We start from the raw sequence: 18,905 nt of genomic DNA on the forward strand, positions 1-18,905 counted from the left end.
ATCCTCTCAATTATAGTGTAATTCGTGTACGTTCTTCCGCTGAACGAAGGCAAGCTTCCAGTACTTTCATATTAGCTACCGCATCGGAAGGGGCGAAGCGCAGATCCTTGCCCTGAAGTACAGCACGTGCCATATCATCTCCCTGTAGAGAGTAGTGGTTCACTTGCGGGACTTCAATCTCTCTGCGTTTACCACCAGCCGTTACATAGAAGTTGGAACTGCGGTCCTGTCCGCTGATAAATGCCGAAGGGACTTCAATAATCCCGTCGGATCCCAATACCTCCAATGTGTTGCGGAAGGCTGCCCACATGCTGCTGTCAAACGTCACGCCGATGTGATTATCGAATTCCAGCAGTCCGGAAGCCATCATATCGACTTGATCATGCTGTGGGGAGAACATGCCAATAACAGTGGCTGCACTTGGTTCTCGACCAAGCAGCAGACGTGCTACACTGATGGAATAACATCCGATATCATACAGTGCACCTCCGCCCCAATCCCGCCGAAAGCGGACATTGCCGGATGCATTGGAGTTATTAAATGAAAATGTGCTGTGCATACCACGAATCTCACCAATCTCACCGCTGGCAATGATATCTCGGATCTGCTCATATCTTGGATGATGGCGGTACATGAATGCTTCAGCCAGATGCACACCTGCATCTGCACAAGCTTGAACCATCTCCTGAGCTTCCTGTTCTGTCAGAGCCAGTGGTTTTTCGCACAAAATATGTTTGCCTGCTTCAGCAGCCCGGATCGTCCATTCCCGATGAAGATGATTCGGCAGTGGGATATATACGGCATCAATGGAATCATCAGCGAGCAAAGCTTCATAACTGCCATAAGCCTTGTCGATCCCAAGTTTCTCGGCCGTCTGTTTGGCTTTATCTTCGTCTCGACTGGCAATCGCGGTTACTTCATTTAACTCGGATTGCTGCAGGCCTGGAATGACGGATTCCACAGCAATGCTAGCGCTACCAAGAATGCCCCAACGCAATTTTCGAACTGAATTCATGTGTTGTATCCTCCCGTTTATGAATGTATATTGTGATTATAAAGAATAGATCAATGAATTAAAATGATAATATATTGAAGTTAGTTAACACAATATTGTTGATCAAGGAGAACCGGCTATGATGAGACAAACCGTATTGCTTACCCTGCAGGATATTCCATATTTTTGTTATCCCGAGTCCGTTGGACATTATATGGACCACGTCCAGCATGCCGTGTTGCGTGAGGCCGGCGCACTGAACAACTTTAATATTCACTACGTGGCTTCGGGCAAGGGATATGTGGAAGTGGACGGGGTGGTACATGAGCTTCGCGCAGGTCAGGCGTTTCTCTATTTCCCGCAACAGCGGCAGCATTATTATAGTAGTGAAGATGATCCATGGGATGTACGATGGGTTCATTTTTACGGTGAACGTCTGCATGATTATATGATCGAGCGGGGGTTACATCGCAATCTATTGTGGACACTGCGGCAACGCAGCTCTTGGGAAGAGGCTCATCTGGCCTTGCTCACTGAAGCGGAACAGAACACCATGCTGCGTCCAGCTCAGCTATCCACACTGACCTATGCCGTACTTGCCGAGTTCGTGCAGCATGCAGTACCTTTAAAGAGCACACGTACCACAAGTAAGGCGGAGAATCGGGTTCTTGCACTTCTTCCACAGATGCAGCAGGAGGCCTGTCAACCTTTCCTGTTACAGGACTGGGCGGATCTCGCAGGTGTGAGTTCGTATTACTTTTGCAAAATGTTCAAGAGTGCTGTGGAGATGACGCCCATGGAATTTATCACTCGTTCACGACTACAGATGGCGAAGCAATGGTTACTCGAACGGCCTACGGCCAACATTGGACAAATCGCGGAGGAAGCGGGGTATCCCAATGCCAGTTATTTTAACCGTCAGTTCATGGCCCATGAGGGGATGACACCTACGGATTACCGCGGATTGTATCACAATTAACCCGTTTCTTGTCGATGTTGCCAGCGCTTGAGGTATAGTGGTTTGACACAGAACTCAATCAAGTCTATTATGGATAAATTAAATCCGTGTATAATGAGGTGCCCTCATGAAATATTCAAAAGCGACAAATTATGCTTTGCATACGATGCTTCATCTTGTAAGTACTGCCCCTGAACAGCTGGTTAGTGTACACCAACTTGCAGAACTGCAGAAGGTATCACCAACGTATCTGTCCAAAATTTTGACCAAATTGGTTAAGGCGGGCATGATCGAATCAACTTCTGGTGCCAATGGTGGTTACCGGCTTAGTCGTAAAAATCCGGATCCTTCTTTCCTGGAGATCATTCATGCGATTGAAGGTCAGGCGTCCCTGTTCGAATGTTCCCAGAATCATAACGCAGGCTGTTTGATCCAGCAGGTGATGGTGCATGCGGAAGAAGAGATGGAAAGTTTTTTGAACAATAAAAAAATGTCAGAACTGGCTTCCCAGATGAAGGGTGCACATTCCCTGTAACTTGCACTAGAAGTGATCTTTCCCCAACCTCGTGAGAGGTAAGGAAAGATTTTTTTGTATCGTTGTGCCTAATAGAAGTCGAATGGTACAATAAGGAAGGTATAGTATGCATACATACATGATCCTAATCTTACATCACATTTTACATCTCTGGAGGGACAACACATGAGCCAATCAACGATCACAGGACTGGAACAATTGCTCGCGCTGGAAAACATTCGGAACACCAAGGCACGTTATTGCCGCTATATTGATACGAAGCAGTGGGATACCTTGGGTGATGTGTTTGCTCCGGATGCAGTGGCCGATTTCAGCACGGAAGGCAATCCAATTCCGGTATTAACAGGCCGTGATACGATCGTACAAGTATTCCGTGATCTGGTGGATGTTGCCGTAACCGTGCATCATGTTCATAGCGCCGAAGTTGAATTTGTATCTGAGAACGAAGCAAAGGTCATCTCCCCAATGGAAGATTGGGTTACGTTCCCGGAGGGCAATGAGAACAAATCCTTCCACGGATTTGGGCACTACCACGAAACTTTTGTCAAAATCGACGGCCAGTGGTACATCAAACATACAAGTCTGAAACGTCTTAGTTTGGACCTGTTTGAATAGTATACTCAGTTTAGAAGAATAGAGAAGTTGGTCAACCATAAAATAATAGCCCCGAGGAGCGTGATGAACGCATCCTTGGGGCTTTTTTGTGTTAGTGGAAGAGGGCAGCTGACACATGCATAGAAAATGGGATAGAAAAAAGCCAGGTTCAGAACCCGAGGGTCCCTTCCTGACTTCTTTTGGTTAGTTATGATATTAAATCTGATGACTTGTTCCCGTGACTTTCCGTGACTGCATTCTCAGATACACCTGAGAGAAAATAACGGATGCCAGTGCGACCACAGTCATGCCCCAGAAAATATTGGTATACGCTGAGGACAGTGGCATGTTTTGCATCGCCGTTAATGCTACGCCGGTAACAGCAACACTGAAAGCACCGCTGAAGAACTGACTGAGTTGGAACAGCCCCATACCTGCGCCCACCTGATCCATAGTCAGATTGCCAGACAATTCATTGGACACGCTGGTGGTTAGGGAAGAGAAGCCTACGCTGAGCAAGACATACACGGCCATAATGGCGTAGATGTTATTGTCTGCAAATAAGGCGAATAACCCGGCAGCTGCCAGTAGTAGCCATGGTGCAAACTTCAGCAGCAACGTATTGCCATGTCGGTCAATCATACGGCCGATCCGGTTGGACAGCAGCATGGACACGACTGCACCAGGGAAGATGACGAGTCCCGATTGAGCAGGGGTCAGTCCATATAGATGCGCCAAAATTTGAGGTAACAGGAACAACGTTGAGAAGTTATTAATGTACGATACAATCCCCAGCGAGCTGAGCATCATATATTTTTTGTCTTTAAACAAAGCAGGTTGAACAAACGGATCTGCCGCGCGCCGAATTCGGAGCCAGAACAGAAGCAGTGCCGCAGCACCGATGACAAGCGTGAACCACTGACGGGAAGTCAGGAATAACAGCACACCCGTAGTACCGATGGCGAGAAGCACGGCACCCAGCAGGTCAAATGAACCTTTTTGCGGTGTTTCCCGCGGAAGCAGTTTGAAAAATACAGGAATCAAGAATAACGTTAATCCTGTAACGATAAACAGATCATGCCATCCCAAAAATTGTGTAATACTTCCGCCGATGACGGGACCGAGTCCAAGACCCAGTGAACTGGCGGACATGATGACAGCCATCGATTTACCCCGGCGATCATGTGGAATGTACCGGGTAATCAGTACAATGGCAAGCCCCGGAACCGATGCAGCACCCGCAGCCTGGATCAGACGTGCAATGAGCAAAATGATGAAATGATTACTGAAGAACCCGAGAACGGATGCCGCGCCAAGTAACGTAAGCCCGGTTGTGAATAATGTACGAATAGGTATGAAATCCGATAGACGTGAGAACGTAATCGAGGAAATGGCAAATACAATGGAATACCCTGTAACAATCCATGAGGAAGCGACGGATGTAAGCATAAATTCGGCTGCAATTTTGGGCAGGGCTAGATTAAACATCATTGTATTCATAACAACGAGTACAACGGTGAAGCCAAGCAAGCTTACAATTAATCCTTCCTGTATTCCGGTCCGTTCCCCTGATGATGCGGTTGCGGTGTTGTTCATAAAAAACCTCCTGGAGTGATGTGTATTTCGCAACATTTCAGAAACGGTGTGTAACATTTGCAAAATGTAGTATGATGTCAATCCCGTGCCTGACAGCAGGGGTTACATAACGAAATCATTAAAGTTCGATTGGTGTCGAACATTAGAAATATATCATGGATCTGTGTTAAAATACAATGGATAGTCTGAGAAAAGGGGACTACAGTATGAAGATTTTACATCATCCACAGGTGTCAGATATTGAACTTTCCTCCGTATTGTATGCGTTAAGCGACCCGACCCGTCTTGGGATTGTTGCGGAAGCAGCGAGAAGCGGAGAACAGCCGTGCAGTCATTTTCATGCACCTGTTGTGAAGTCAACGATGTCGCATCACATTCGTACCCTGCGAGAAGCTGGAGTCATTCGGGTCAGAGTGCAGGGTACACAGCATTTTCTCACCCTGCGATCCGATGATTTGGAAACGCGCTTTCCAGGACTCCTGCAACCGTTATTGCAGGCCGCAGCTCAGTCGAGCACAGATCCTTCCTAAATGTTGTCCTTTCTTCAGGTCGAAGAGGGGACATTTTTATTTTTTGAAATACTTCTAATACTGATGCGACATTCTGTGTCGTACCATGCCCTATATAATAACGGTGAACACACAAACCATATCGAAAAGAGGTTCACAACCATTGGCAAAAACCAAAAGAGGACGCGTTTTGTGGAGTCTTCCTTCCAGGGGCCGGGGAACATGCCCGGTGTGCAGCAGTACCCGAATTAAATTGTTGTATACGCAAACAAAAACAGACGGTACAAGTCTGAAAGTATGCAAGAAATGCTTCAAAGCCGTGCAATCCAGAGTGGATAAGGCACATGTATAACATAACTGGCCTGTTCTTCGGAACGGGCCATGTCTTTTGATATAATCGAATATATTAAGAATGGATGAGATGGGGGCGGGAAGATGAGTAACATGCATCGGATTCACTGGTTTGACGAACAGATTCGGGGTGGACGTTTTCCGAATAGCAGCTGGCTTGCCCGTGAATTTGAAATCTCCCGTCGTCAGGCTCAGCGTGATATTGAATATATGGCAAGTTCCTTGAGAGCCCCTTTGGTGTATATGGCGAAATATCGGGGCTATTGTTATGAGGATCAGACTTTTCGATTGCCCCATTTGTATATGACCGAAGAAGAGCAGCGTGTGCTGAAATATCTGGCGCATCGTTACCGGCATTACGATTATGATCAATCGGACGCGGTGAAACGTGTAGCGCATTTGCTGGAGCGTTTTACGTTGGAGGAACAACAGATGGGAAGTAGTGAGCTCCCAGTGTTTTCGGCGCAACCGAAGCAACTGCAATTCTTTGAATTGTTGTCCCATGCCATAACTGACTTGCGCAGAGTACATATTCATTACAGGGATCACGATGGAGAACGGCAGTTTTCCTTGTGTCCATTAAAGATGATATCCCAGTTTAACGCCGATTACGTGGTGGGTTATGAAGCAGACCCTGTACAGCAAGTGGCCATTCGCTTGGAGGGCATTGTTCATGTATCGATCTTGAATGAGAGATTTGAGTACAAGTCAGATGCTCTCCTAGGTGGATGGGAAGAAACACTGCCTGTGCGTAAACCGTTTGTAGCTGAGATTCGCTTGAAGGAATTGCAGCAAATGGACCTATGGGAAGGGTATCGTATTCGGGCTAGGCAAGATCAGATTTATTCAATTGAATTTTATGACATGGACGCTTTCTTACAGCATTTGTTTGTTAGTGAATGGGAGGAACTTTTGTCTCCTGGGTGGCTTAGACGCAAGCTTCAGCAAAGCGCAGAAGGATTAATTGCCAGGCTCGCGATACAAGGTAAGAAAAACGTGGAATAAACCAGTGTAGAGAGGAGAAGATCCATCCTTGGCTGAGAACATTTTAGATAACCTCATCATGAAGCGGGAGTCCAAATCGTACGTGGATAGTCTGCATGCGATACTAACCCATACAGGCCAGTTTCAAGGTTCCAAGGTTGTACTTGCCGGATATACGGGCATGGCTTTCAAGCTGTCGGTACATCGCAGACTACTTCCCATGTCGGTTACAGCGTATGGACAATGGGGGGAAGCACATCGTCCCGGAGTTGATAACCTGGGGATATTCACGATCTGGGATGGGGGACGTACACGTCATTCCACGTTCGGTTATTATCAGCAGGATGCAGTGAATTGGGTGAGACGGAGTATTGATGAAGGCACTGGTGTGATTTACTGGATTCCTGAGTTCGGTGTTATTCATGGATATGATGACAGTGACCGCATCTTTTATGTGCAAGACGGATGGAGCAAGGAACCGCAGATTTTGCTATATGATAATTTCGGCTTGAACTTTTCCGGATTTTGGTATTGTCAGGTGTTTGGTGATCAGGTCCGCATCCCTGAACAGCAGATGCTGCTGGAATCCCTGCGACTGGCGATTGAGGATTGGGATATTCCCTATCGTCTGTTACCTGATCAGAATATTGCTTCAGGTAGAAAGGCATATGATGTGTGGGTGGAGGCCCTGCGGAGTGGGGATTTCGATGAAACCGGTGCAGGTTATATTTTGGAATCCTTCTGCCATTCGCGAACCGAAATAAGGATGTATTTGCAGGGTGTTCGAGGGATATGGAACGAACTGGATCAGGCTTGTGCATGTTATGAACAGCTTGGGACGTTAATTGACCAAATGAAAGGATATATGGTTCAGCAGGAGAATAGACGTGTCTTGCGACCAGACACCACAGAAGATCTAGCACAGGTACTCGTGAAGGCGAAAGCACTGGAAGAGCAGGCCATTGATTATTTTCGAGTGATATCCAGGAAGTATCCTGACCGTAAAAGGTCCACTATACCACGGTGGGGAGCGCATTCCGCACGATAGGATGAGAGGGGAAGGGAGTGAAGGATGATGGCGACAAAAGTAGTATTGCAGGACTGGATTCAATCCCCGCAAGCTGCGAGTTTTGCTGATGAATATAGATCATGGAGCGGTGTGAGCGCATATACAGATGCGTTGTTTCGCATTTTATTACATAAACAGTGGACGGTTTTCCCACACCACATGATTGCAGGTATGACAGCAAGTGCATTCCGATTAGTGGTGGATCGGCGTCTGACGTCAGAGTCAATCTCCGCATACAATTGGATGGCAGAGAACTTTGTCGCAGCAGACTTCATTGGTGTGACAACGGGACAACATGGTGGATTTTCATTTGAACCGACTTTTCCGCTCTATCAGAAGCAGGCTCTGCTGGATATCAAAGCTTCCATTGACCGGGGCGTAGGTGCGATTCTCTGGCACGATCAATTTGTCATTGTTACTGGATATGATGATGTGGAACGGGTCTTATTCATCTGTGAAAGTCAAGGTGATGAAATCATTCGTCTGCCCTATGATTCGTTTGGGAGGAACAGTACACCCTACTGGTATTATCAGATTCTGGAAGCCTGTGCATCTATCGATTTATGGGAAGTCTGCAAGGAATCGTTAATCCAGGCCGTGTACAAATGGGAAACTCATGACTATATGCTGCCGCCCCAAGATTATGCCTGTGGGGCGGCTGCGTATGCCGCTATTGCTGCTGCTTTGCAGTCAGGAACATATGACGCAGAACAAGCGGCAACTGTACTTCGCTATTATGCCAAATCAAGATTGGATATTGCCTCTTATGTTGCAGGACTTAAGCATCTGTCCATTCAAATGGACCAGGTCATAGACGAGTATGAGCTACTCGCAAACCTGTACACAATGATCATTGAGGAAATAGACAACTCCATCTCCTGGGATTCGGGAGAACCGGAATGTGTGCAAAGCGTGATTGAGCTTATCCGGAAGGCAGGGGCTACGGAACAACGTGCTATTGATGCCATTAAACGTGCCTTTCCAGAGACGATAGGCAATCGTTTTAAGGATGTTGGATTAAGATGAATGGAGCATGATAGAGAAAATTGAAAAACTCAGCAGGAATAAAACCGGATAGGCCGCAGCCGATCCGGTTTATTTGTATTGAACATATATGCACCTCAACTCATGTGATCCACGCTAGTAATAACATTTACAAGAAAAAATAACCAAAATTTTAATTTTGGGGTAATCCAAATCCCCTCTTGTTCCGAATATTATATTAGATGGTCTTTTTTGGATGATGATATTCAAGGACAACAGGGGGCGGGAGTATGGTACATAATCCGGAAACCATTCAGGAATGTATCGAACATGCACGGCAAAGGCTCTACCAGATTGCAGCTCAATACCCGGAACTATGGCATCCGGAGGTTATTCGCCAATCCATGGTGCTGGATGAGTTAATTAATGAATATAACAATGCAACTCGCGGGAGAACGATCTCGAATCAACTGAAATCATGATCTTTCTGAACAAAGAATTCCAAGAAGGGATTCCGTGTGTTTGCCTTACTCTTTTACCGCCCCGAGCACAATCCCCTTTACGAAGAAACGCTGCAAGAACGGGTATACGAGCAGAATCGGCAGAGCCCCAATAAAGATCTGAGCCGCGTTCACCGTACGTTGAGACATGTTCTGGAGCTGCGTTGCATCCACGTTCATGTTGGAGAAATCTTGCTGTACAATTATGGTCTGCATTAACGTGGCGAGTGGATATTTGGAAGCATCATTCATATAGATCAAACCGTCAAACCAGGAATTCCATTGACCTACCATGGTGAATAAGGAGATCGTGGCAATGGCGGGCATGGAAACAGGCAGATAGATTTTGAACAGGGTTGTGATATGGTTGGCTCCATCGATAAATGCGGCTTCTTCCAGCTCTTTTGGCACGTTGCGGAAAAAGTTCATCATGAGAATCAGGTTCCAGACAGCCACCGCTCCCGGCAAAATGAGAGCCCACATCGTATTCATCAATCCAAGCTTCTGGATCAAAATATAGGATGGAATCAATCCCCCGCTGAACAGCATCGTGAAGATGAAAAACCACGCATATAACGAACGTCCTTTAAAGTGCAGACTCTCCTTGGATAACGGATAAGCCGTCAGGAAAACAAGTGTCATACTGAGCAGTGTGCCAAGAACGGTACGTTGGACTGAAATCCAGAGTGCGCTGATAAAGTTACTGTTACCAAATGTTTTGGTATAGGCGTCCACCGTAAAATCAATCGGCCATAGTGTTACCAGATTGGCGGATGCTGCCGCTTTACCACTGAAGGAAACCGCCAGAATATGGACGAGCGGCAGGATGCACAGGATCGAGACGGCCGCGATGAATATCAGGTTGAAACCATTGAATATACGGTACCCGGTTGTTTTGTGATACACCTTGATTCCTCCTCTGCATTTTGCATAATTCGATTTGAATCGCTCGCGTGTACAAGATATAGACGAACTGAACCATTTCGATCTCTATCTTTCTTATTGAAAGTCGCTGTCTGGATTTATGCAAAATGCTTCTTAAAAAATACGGTAATTGGCGATTTTGTACGCCATCCGGTACGCAGAGATGACCAGGAACATCGCGACAAATGATTTGAATAGTCCAACAGCGGTCGCAAAGCTCATTTTGCCATTCAGAATTCCCATCCGGTAGACAAAGGTATCGATAATATCGCCTTTCTCATATACCAGCGGATTGTACAGGTTAAAGATCTGGTCAAAACCTGCATTCAGGATGTTGCCCAGCGATAACGTACCTACCACGATAATCATCGGTACGAGTGCAGGCAGGGTAATATGTAATGTCTGTCTAAGCCGTGTTGCCCCATCCACCTCCGAAGCCTCATACAATGCCGGGTTAATACCCGCCAGTGCTGCCAGAAATACAATCGTTCCGAATCCAAACTCCTTCCACACATCACTGACAACTACCGTTACACGGAACCAGTCGCCATCTCCCAGAAAGAAGATCGGTTCAACACCAGCCGCCGCTAACACTTGGTTTACCAGCCCACCTTCCGGTGATAACATGTCGAGCAGAATTCCACCCAGGACAACCCAGGACAGGAAATGGGGCAGATACACCAAGGTCTGTGAGAAACGTTTGAACGTAGAGTTCCGAACCTCATTCAGCAAAATGGCAAACACCACGGGGGCCACAAGTCCGGCCACGATTTTCATCGAAGCAATCAATACCGTGTTCCAGATGACCTGAACGCTGTCGGGATATTCGAACATGAACCTGAAGTTATCCCAGCCCACCCATTTGGATCCAGTGAACCCCAGCCACGGTTTGAAGTCTTGAAAAGCAATAATAATGCCGCCCATGGGCACATAGGCGAACAGTAATGTGAGCAGTACAGCAGGCAGCAGCATCAGATGCAGCGGCCACGTGCGTTTGAAATTCCAGCGGGTACGTTTGCGTGGATGGGGTGACATTTTTCGCACCGGCGTATTGGTTGTTAACGGTTGTTCCATAGCCATCAGGGTCCCTCCTTTATCTCGTCCAGCCCTGAAAGTGAGGCGAATAAGCCTCTGTACAGAGTGGAGCAACTGAATTATAGCAACGGAGAAAGGTCGACTATAGAACAACATTTCAATGCGGATGTTGAAATATTAACTTGTTGAGGAAACAGAGGTCTTCAAGTCACAGGAAAACGGGAGAACAAAAAATCATATAGAATTGTAAGGGCTTTCAATATAAAATAGGACTTCGGTGTAGAACGACTCCAAATTTAGGGACAGGGTGAAACGATGAAATTCACAGTATTTGCGAAGACGGTCATTCTCTTAATCTGCCTGCTCGTACCCATTCTGCTGCTGTATACATACGCGAACCAGGCAAATGTGGACATGGTCGTTGAAGAGAAACAACAGTCGAGTTTGAACCAGTTCAATTATTTCAGTTCGCAGGTGGATAAAAATATCGAGCAGCTCTCGCTGTATGGCCTGACATTGCTGCGAGATCCGAGTATCCTGCATTACCGTTACATGACGGACTCCACCAGCCAATATGAGAAGAACAGTATCTATCTGGATATTCTCGACAAATTATCGTTGTACCAGTCCACCAGCCGCTGGAAGAACGATATTACCATTGTCCTGCCACAAGCGGAACTTGTGTTATCCACCATGTCCAGCCGGACGGTCTACGATGAGAAGATGTTGACGTTTCCGCAACCTGGCCAATGGCAGCTGGAGAAGGGGAGTTTCACCTACTTTTTCACGGATAACTACGAGTGGAATGAAAAACCGGTGAACACAGGTGTGCGAACGGTGATGGAGATTAATTTTGACCCGATGAACGTGGTTGCCATGTTGGATGATTTCAAAGAGACACAGGGAGGAGATCCCTTCTTGCTGGTACCAGGTAACGATCCGTTGCTGAACCGTACGGCGGACCCCGAACTGGTCGAAGCGATCATGCGTGATATGCCTTTTAACGGGCCGGAGAGGGAAGGCAATCATCAATTGGAGGTGGGCGGTAAACAATATCTGGTCAGTTACGTGCACTCCAAACAACTGCAAGCGGTATACGTGAACCCTGTGGTATTAGATGATTTGCTGACCCCAATGGACAAGAGCCGAAATATGTTTATTACCTCCATTCTGTTACTGCTCGTGCTGAGTATCGGGGCCGCACTGCTTTTGTATCGAAAAGTTCAGGTGCCCATCCATCGTTTGATGAGAGGGCTGCAACAGATTCGCAAAGGCCAGTTGTCCACACGGATTCCGGTCGATCACTCTCGGGATGAATTCGCGTATCTCACCCAGAGCTTCAACCATATGGCAGAGCAGATTCAGGAACTGATCGAGAAGGTATACGAGGAACGTATCCGTTCAAGGGAAGCCACATTGAAACATCTACAGTCACAGATCAATCCGCATTTCCTGTACAACTGCCTGTTTTATATCAAAAATATGACCCAGCTTGGCAACCGTGAAGCCGTTATTGCCATGTCGCTAAGTCTGGGAGACTACTATCGCTACATTACGCGGGGCGAGAATGATATGACGACAGTAGAGGAAGAAATCCGGCTGCTGGACCATTATTTGTCCATTCAACAGATGCGGACCAACCGGCTGACCTACGAGATCGCCGTACCGCAGCAACTGATGCAGCTCCACATTCCGCGACTGCTCATTCAGCCGATCGTAGAGAATGCGGTGATCCATGGCATTGAGCCGATGGAAGGCAGTGGGCATGTCGTCGTAACGGGGATGGCGGTACCCGAACATATTGAGGGACGAAAATATACAAGATATAGCCTGTTTGTAGACAATGACGGTGTCACGCTGACAGCGGAAGAGATTGCCGAATTGGAACGGGAGATCAATGAACCAATGGGCGAGGAGATTGGAACAGGGACGTGGAATGTGCACCAGCGTCTCGTTACGCGATATGGGCTGTCGTCGGGGCTTCATTTTGGAGCGATTCCCTATGGTGGACTTAGTGTAGAAATTCGATGGTTTGAGGAGGAACAACCGCATGATGAATCTGATGGTCGTGGATGATGAACATTCGGCAGTAGAGTCGATCGCTGTCTCGATACCGTGGAGAGAACACGGCATTGGGCAGGTATTCAAAGCCTATTCAGTCAAAGAAGCTCTGGAACATATGGCAACACATCAGGTCCATATTATTATCACGGATATCCGTATGCCGGGTATGTCCGGTCTGGATCTGGTCAGTCACATCCGCCAAAAGTGGGAACAGACCAAATGTATTATTTTATCGGGGCATGCTTCCTTCGATTATGCGAAGCAGGCGCTCAAACATGGGACAGTCAGTTATCTGCTCAAGCCGGTCCGAGATGAGGAACTGATCGAATCCGTGCAGCAGGCCGCAGTGCAGATTCGCCTAGAGGGTGAGAAACAATTGCTGCATCAGCGGGCCATGTATTCGGTAAGGGAACATCTGCCTGAGAAGCGGGCGGAACTGATGAAGGATGTACTGTTAGGCCATAAATTTGCGGATGATGAACTCCAAGGCAAGCTGGAGCAATTGGAGATTGAGTTCCGTCCACAGGATAAAATGCAACTGCTGCTCATCCGGTATGATGACCATCAACCTACACATAAAGCGTTTCGATTGATGAAGTACGCCATCTCAAATGTGGTGGAAGAGATCTACGGCAGTACCTATCACCTCTGTCATACGGATGACGCCTACGATGATCTGGTCTTCATGGCCAGTCCCAAACAAACTCAGGCCGAACCTGAAATGCTAATGGGCCGACTTGGAGAACGATTGCTTCACAGTGTGAGGCAGTATCTGAACGCGACCATTTCCCTGTCCGTTAGTCGTATGGGGCGTTTCCCAGATCAGGTGCCGCAGCTATATCATCAAGCTGTGAGTGCACTTCGCAAGCAGGCCGAGGCAGGCAAAGGATTACATCTGAATGCGGCGGCGGGAACCAATGGGGCCACGTTGAAGTCTCTTGCAGCGCTGTATGAACCACCGGGTCTAACGACGTTACTGGAAGCGGGGCGCATGGAAGATGCACACCGTAAGATTGATCAGATCTTTACCGAACTGTCGAACAGTGTGTTCCCGGAGCATGTGTATGTGGCTTTTCATTATTTGGCGGCAGCATTCTCCTATATGGCTCATCGGGAAGGAAGGCAGTTAGCCGAAGTGCTTGGGGAGCAGTACCAGCAGTTGCTCAAGGATGGTTATGGTATCTCGCTGCGTAGTCTGGAAACGTGGACTCGGTCTGTAATGCAGCAGTGGGCAGAGAGCACAAGCGATGTGGGACAGGATGCCGGATCAACGCTGATTAGGCAGGTACAGCAATGGATTGACCATCATCTTGGCGAGGATTTATCGTTACAAGTCATTGCAGGAGAGGTGCATCTGCACCCCGTCTATCTGTCGAAAATGTACAAACAATCCACAGGTGAAGGCATTAGTGATTATATTATCCGTTCCAGAATGGAACGTGCGGTTCATTTGCTGAAGCATACGGCGATGAAGATCTATGAAGTTGGTCAGGAAGTGGGGTACAATAATACACCTTATTTCATTCAGGTGTTCCGCAAACATTATGGACTGACCCCGCAAGATTTTCGGAACGGTTAACAAATCGATATGAACATTGAAATTGTGATATATGTTTGCCTCCCCGGCTGCACTATCCTTTTCATGTAAGGTGCATTTGGCACGCAAGGGTATCCAAGTTACCTGAGGAGGGGTTAGTTCATGTATAGAAAAATGATGACGGCATTGCTCGCAATCACGATGGTTGCTGTAACGGCATGTAGTTCGGGGGCCAAGGAAGAACCGGCGAAGGAAGCCGCTACACCACTTGCTCTGCAAGACGGGAAGTATGAACCGGGGGTACAGATGAGTTATTTGCGGGCCTGGAATGATGATACGAAATTTAAGAACGGGGAAACGGCCCAGAACAATGTGCATACCAAATGGGCCAAGGAGCGACTTGGCATCGATCTGACCACACCGTGGGCTGTATCGGTGACCAATGATGCATTTTACACGAAATTACGCTTGTCCCTGTCCGCTAACGAAGAACTGCCGGATATCGTCTCCATTCGGGGAGACTACAATCTGGTCCGGGAATTAATTGAGTCCGGCAAATTTGCCAATGCAGGCGAGTTGTTTGACAAATACGCTTCAGACACATGGAAACAGGCATCCGAATCAGCATCCGAGGAATGGTATCCATACATGTATGAGGGCGAGCGTTATGGTATTCCAATCTTCGATTATGCCTACAACGGCGATTCGGTCATGTTTATCCGGGAAGACTGGCTGAAGAAGCTGGGACTGGAAGAACCAAAAACCATGGATGAACTGGTTACGGTCATGGATGCTTTTACGAATCAGGACCCGGATGGGAACGGTAAGAAAGATACGTATGGTCTGACCGTGGGCATGAAAAATGCGCTCAATACCTGGATGACGGAATCCGGCTGGATCTTCGGCATGTACAATACGATGCCTGGACAGTGGAATGATGCCGGAGACGGAACACTGCAATATGGCTCCATTCAGCCAGGTGTGAAGGAAGGCCTTGCAACGATGAAAGATTGGTTGTCCAAAGGTTACCTGCCCAAAGAAGCGGGTGTCTATGACGAGATCAAGGCAGCAGAATTGTTCACCGCAGGTAAAGCAGGCATAATTGTGGGACCACACTGGATGCCAAACTGGCCGATTGATGATGTGAAGAAAAATGTGGACGGTGCCACGTACAAGGCCATTGCTTTACCTACAGGACCAACAGGTGAGAGCCACCAGCATGGTTCTGGTGCAAGTAACGGCGTTGTACTGATTAACAAAGACATGGCGAACCCGGAGATTTTCTTCACGTACCAAAATTATCTGTTCGACAACTTTGCTAATCCGGAAGTGGGCAGCGAGTTCGAACATGGCTTCGCACAAGGATATGATTATGACATCGTGGATGGCAAAGTCGTTGGTGAAGCTGAAGTGAAGGACGGCGTATCACCACTCAAATATACGATTACGTATGATGGTGCACGGATTCCGAATCTCATGATGGATACGCTGGCGGAACTTGCGAAGGGCAAAGAACCGGAGACTCCTTTTGAGAAAAATACGAAGATTGCCAACAAACCGGAAGTGTTTGTAGCCGCTGAGGTGGTTGTTGCGAATAAAGATAACGCGATCAAGAACAAGTTCACCGGGGCACCAACCGAGACGATGAAAATGAAGAAGGACGCAATCGACAAGTTGGAGAAAGATACGTTCAGCAAGATCATCTATGGTCAGGTAGGCATTGAGGAATTTGATGCGTTTGTGACAAAGTGGAAATCCATGGGCGGCGATGATATTACCGCCGAAGTGAACGAGTGGTATAAGACAGTTAATTAATTTACAAAGCAGGGGAGAACTGATGAATTCATCAGTCTACCCTGCTTTTTTTGTCTCGAATAACATTTATGGAAAATAGAACCTTTGGAGTTATAACTATTAATCTATATCGTACAGATCGATTATGACTCGCAGCGGACAAAAGTTACTTGTTTTCCTAGAATCACATTCTCAACCTTCCATCCGGCATTTAACCAGGATAGTGCTTGTGTATGATTATTGGAATTATTCACCCACCATTGTTCGCGATTATACGCTGTAGGGGGTAACGTAAATCCGAGAATCTCCTCAAGCTCTGCATATGTAAGGGTGATTGAAACTTGATTCAAATAGTTTTCCAAGGGGAAGTATTTGCTGTAGCTCATTTAGTCAGACCTCCTGAAAAGGAATACAATGATTATACAACGTGGGGATGACGATAGCGAGGGCATGCCGAGAGCGTACATAGTTATGAAAGGAATCTGTAGATTTCTCTTACTAGCGAGCAACCGTGCGTAAGCCTTATTGTTCCGTTGTACTTGAGAGAGTAAAATAATAGGTAATATACGAACATCAATACGTATTAATAACATAGATACCTCGGACTAATCCGGGATGAATAGAGGTTCAAGTGTGTTTGATGAACATCATAAGATGCATGGGAAGGCAGGAGATTAGATGAGTACACTTTATGATCAGGCGATGGAAGAGATGATGACGACGATCCATGAATGGTTTGATGAACAGGAAAAGCGGGATGACTTGGAAAGTGTTGTGAAGCGAACTACACTGCAAATGGGTATTTTTAATGATATTGTACTGGATTACAGACCTGGACGGACCACGGTAGACAGCCTGGATCTGGGTTTGGATGATGATGTGAAATCAAAGCAGGCAGGAGCCTTTACCGAGGAACAGGTACGGAACGAGATCGGGCCTAAGCTTGTAGAGGTTGTTCAGGGAAGATTGGACAAGCTGGCAGATACTCCGTTGATTGACTACCGCTTCACCTTGCGAGGGAAATTCCCAACAACCGAAGGCAAGCTGCAACTGACTTTATTGGAATGGATCAACGAAGAGAAAAGAAAGCTGCTCCTTGAGCGTATTCATACCTATGTAGACAAGAATCTGGAGAACAGTACATATCCAACGAAGCCATTGGAATCCTTCTTTTTGACAAGTCATCTGCTCGATCCAAAGCTGTTCCCTGAGTTGGATGTAGCATGGACCACCAGACAGTATGACCGGATTCAAGAGTTGAATCAGGGTCGTCCGGAGGCACTTGCGGAACATCGTGCTGAGATAACTCGTGCGGTGACGGCATGGGCGGAGAATCAGTTTTTGCCACAGTATTATGATGTTCAGTCTTCGCCTTATCGTACCAATGAGTATTCACTAAAGCCCGGAGCAACGCTGGAGTCGAACGTTGAGACACAGGAAGGCCAACATTTGGACGAGCCTGGGAAGGCGCAAACATCCGAAACTCAACCAATCGATCTGCTATTATACGCGGCGGTCATGATTCTACGTTTTGAGCCCAGTTATAGCAAATCCAAAGGTCTGACTTTCTTGGAGCTCGCGAAGCAACTCGGTAGCAAACGTGCGGCACGTATGATGACAGAAGGTAGCGGAACGTATGCGAAGGACGATATTCATGTGAGAACGGAAGAAGTGGAATGCAAAGCAAATGATGTATTTGCTTTGATGACCATTCACATTCGTAAGGAAGAGGCTGGTGCCTATCAACAGGCACTTACCTTTATCACTCATTTATTGAAACAGGGCTTTCCGAAAAGTTATAAGATCAAGCTCAAGTCCAGCGTAAAGCAGTATTTGCCGATCAAAGGGCTCGCGAAGTCGGATACCCACCGATTCTTTGCCAATGCACTGGAGTACCCGGAATTGCATCCACTCCTGGAAGAGTATGCGCGTGAGGCTATCCAGGAGTTTGAGTTCTACGAGGATACCGAGGGAGAGAAAAGCTGTATGCCAGGCAGTTATGCAACCTTTGGGCTGGGGCTCGTGGATGAGCGGTATTTCCCGCTGGTTGAATATTACATGGGTGAAGTGGATGATGAGCATCAGTTGATTCAGGATAAGTTCATTGCGGCATTTGTAGAACAACAGGGTGTCACGGCTCAAGCCATACCTGCGTTAGTCGCCAGCTTGCGTCGTTCGACCGATAGTCTGAAGCTGAAGATTCAGCCCGAACTGGAGAATGAGGAAATACTCGAACTGCTGGTTAGACAGATTCAAAAACTTGAGCATTATGAAGCAGAACGTGTACTCTATCCGATCTTTGGCAAAGTGGAGAAGCTCTCAACGCTTGCTCGCAAGGCCGAGGGAAGACGGAAGGAATTATTGATGGAACTTTTGCAGGCCGCAGAGAAATAAAAATGTAAACAACACAAGTAAGATTGTGCTTCGCTAGTAAAGTATTTTAGTGAAGTGAAAGTGCATAAGGAAAGGTGGGGGAA

General features: G+C 47.0%; 18 protein-coding genes. 13 read left to right on the top strand and 5 right to left on the bottom strand.

The window, feature by feature from the left end; translation table 11 throughout:
• Positions 1–10: 10 nt before the first annotated feature.
• Positions 11–1,015, bottom strand: a complete 1,005-nt coding sequence (locus C170_RS04555) for a Gfo/Idh/MocA family protein (RefSeq protein WP_036606787.1) — start codon at positions 1,013–1,015, stop codon at positions 11–13.
• A gap of 118 nt (positions 1,016–1,133) precedes the next feature.
• On the opposite strand from C170_RS04555, the gene C170_RS04560 reads away from it, so the two are divergent.
• The 3 genes from C170_RS04560 to C170_RS04570 all read left to right on the top strand — a co-directional run bounded on the left by C170_RS04560 (position 1,134) and on the right by C170_RS04570 (position 3,102).
• Entirely contained in the window at positions 1,134–1,973 is an 840-nt protein-coding gene (locus tag C170_RS04560; RefSeq protein WP_036606789.1) for a helix-turn-helix transcriptional regulator, read from the top strand.
• Between the two features lie 106 nt (positions 1,974–2,079).
• The gene (locus C170_RS04565; RefSeq protein ID WP_036606791.1) at positions 2,080–2,487 is read left to right on the top strand and encodes an RrF2 family transcriptional regulator; all 408 of its coding nucleotides are present in this window, start codon (positions 2,080–2,082) and stop codon (positions 2,485–2,487) included.
• A gap of 165 nt (positions 2,488–2,652) precedes the next feature.
• Positions 2,653–3,102, top strand: coding sequence for a nuclear transport factor 2 family protein (locus tag C170_RS04570; RefSeq protein WP_036606792.1), 450 nt, complete (start codon positions 2,653–2,655; stop codon positions 3,100–3,102).
• A gap of 195 nt (positions 3,103–3,297) precedes the next feature.
• On the opposite strand, the gene C170_RS04575 is transcribed toward C170_RS04570, so the two are convergent.
• Positions 3,298–4,677 (bottom strand): MFS transporter, encoded by a 1,380-nt coding sequence (locus C170_RS04575; RefSeq protein WP_051447014.1) that lies wholly within the window; start codon positions 4,675–4,677, stop codon positions 3,298–3,300.
• 206 nt (positions 4,678–4,883) lie between these two features.
• Here C170_RS04575 and C170_RS04580 point away from each other — a divergent pair, with 206 nt between their 5' ends.
• From C170_RS04580 to C170_RS04600, 6 genes are all read left to right on the top strand, one after another.
• The gene (locus C170_RS04580) at positions 4,884–5,207 is read left to right on the top strand and encodes an ArsR/SmtB family transcription factor (protein ID WP_036606795.1); all 324 of its coding nucleotides are present in this window, start codon (positions 4,884–4,886) and stop codon (positions 5,205–5,207) included.
• Between the two features lie 142 nt (positions 5,208–5,349).
• Positions 5,350–5,538, top strand: coding sequence for a hypothetical protein (locus C170_RS31270; RefSeq protein WP_074096524.1), 189 nt, complete (start codon positions 5,350–5,352; stop codon positions 5,536–5,538).
• A gap of 83 nt (positions 5,539–5,621) precedes the next feature.
• Complete coding sequence (locus C170_RS04585; RefSeq protein ID WP_036606797.1) at positions 5,622–6,542, top strand: helix-turn-helix transcriptional regulator; 921 nt, start codon at positions 5,622–5,624, stop codon at positions 6,540–6,542.
• Between the two features lie 28 nt (positions 6,543–6,570).
• Positions 6,571–7,569 (top strand): hypothetical protein, encoded by a 999-nt coding sequence (locus C170_RS04590; protein ID WP_036606800.1) that lies wholly within the window; start codon positions 6,571–6,573, stop codon positions 7,567–7,569.
• Between the two features lie 24 nt (positions 7,570–7,593).
• The gene (locus C170_RS04595; protein WP_162158953.1) at positions 7,594–8,616 is read left to right on the top strand and encodes a hypothetical protein; all 1,023 of its coding nucleotides are present in this window, start codon (positions 7,594–7,596) and stop codon (positions 8,614–8,616) included.
• A 248-nt stretch (positions 8,617–8,864) separates the two neighbouring features.
• Positions 8,865–9,056, top strand: coding sequence for an aspartyl-phosphate phosphatase Spo0E family protein (locus C170_RS04600; protein WP_036606805.1), 192 nt, complete (start codon positions 8,865–8,867; stop codon positions 9,054–9,056).
• 45 nt (positions 9,057–9,101) lie between these two features.
• Here C170_RS04600 and C170_RS04605 read toward each other — a convergent pair whose 3' ends face one another.
• A complete protein-coding gene (locus C170_RS04605) occupies positions 9,102–9,980 on the bottom strand; it encodes a carbohydrate ABC transporter permease (RefSeq protein ID WP_036606808.1) in 879 nt (292 codons plus the stop codon).
• Positions 9,981–10,112: 132 nt separating this feature from the next.
• Entirely contained in the window at positions 10,113–11,033 is a 921-nt protein-coding gene (locus C170_RS04610) for an ABC transporter permease (RefSeq protein ID WP_036607062.1), read from the bottom strand.
• Between the two features lie 315 nt (positions 11,034–11,348).
• Between C170_RS04610 and C170_RS04615 the strand changes: the two genes are divergently transcribed.
• The 3 genes from C170_RS04615 (at position 11,349) to C170_RS04625 (ending at position 16,449) form a co-directional block, all read left to right on the top strand.
• The gene (locus C170_RS04615) at positions 11,349–13,109 is read left to right on the top strand and encodes a sensor histidine kinase (RefSeq protein WP_036606811.1); all 1,761 of its coding nucleotides are present in this window, start codon (positions 11,349–11,351) and stop codon (positions 13,107–13,109) included.
• Positions 13,084–14,676: a response regulator transcription factor gene (locus C170_RS04620; RefSeq protein ID WP_051447015.1), complete on the top strand. Its 1,593-nt coding sequence runs from the start codon at positions 13,084–13,086 to the stop codon at positions 14,674–14,676. The genes C170_RS04615 and C170_RS04620 overlap by 26 nt, the downstream gene beginning before the upstream one ends.
• A 120-nt stretch (positions 14,677–14,796) precedes the next feature.
• The gene (locus C170_RS04625) at positions 14,797–16,449 is read left to right on the top strand and encodes an extracellular solute-binding protein (protein ID WP_036606813.1); all 1,653 of its coding nucleotides are present in this window, start codon (positions 14,797–14,799) and stop codon (positions 16,447–16,449) included.
• A gap of 122 nt (positions 16,450–16,571) precedes the next feature.
• Here C170_RS04625 and C170_RS04630 read toward each other — a convergent pair whose 3' ends face one another.
• On the bottom strand, positions 16,572–16,814 hold the full coding sequence (locus C170_RS04630; protein ID WP_036606815.1) for a DUF7662 domain-containing protein: 243 nt from the start codon (positions 16,812–16,814) through the stop codon (positions 16,572–16,574).
• Positions 16,815–17,106: 292 nt separating this feature from the next.
• Here C170_RS04630 and C170_RS04635 point away from each other — a divergent pair, with 292 nt between their 5' ends.
• Positions 17,107–18,822, top strand: a complete 1,716-nt coding sequence (locus C170_RS04635; RefSeq protein ID WP_036606817.1) for a DUF6138 family protein — start codon at positions 17,107–17,109, stop codon at positions 18,820–18,822.
• The last annotated feature ends 83 nt before the right edge of the window (positions 18,823–18,905 follow it).

Origin of the sequence: Paenibacillus sp. FSL H7-689 (assembly GCF_000517905.1) — a bacterium.
GTDB lineage: Bacteria > Bacillota > Bacilli > Paenibacillales > Paenibacillaceae > Paenibacillus > Paenibacillus amylolyticus.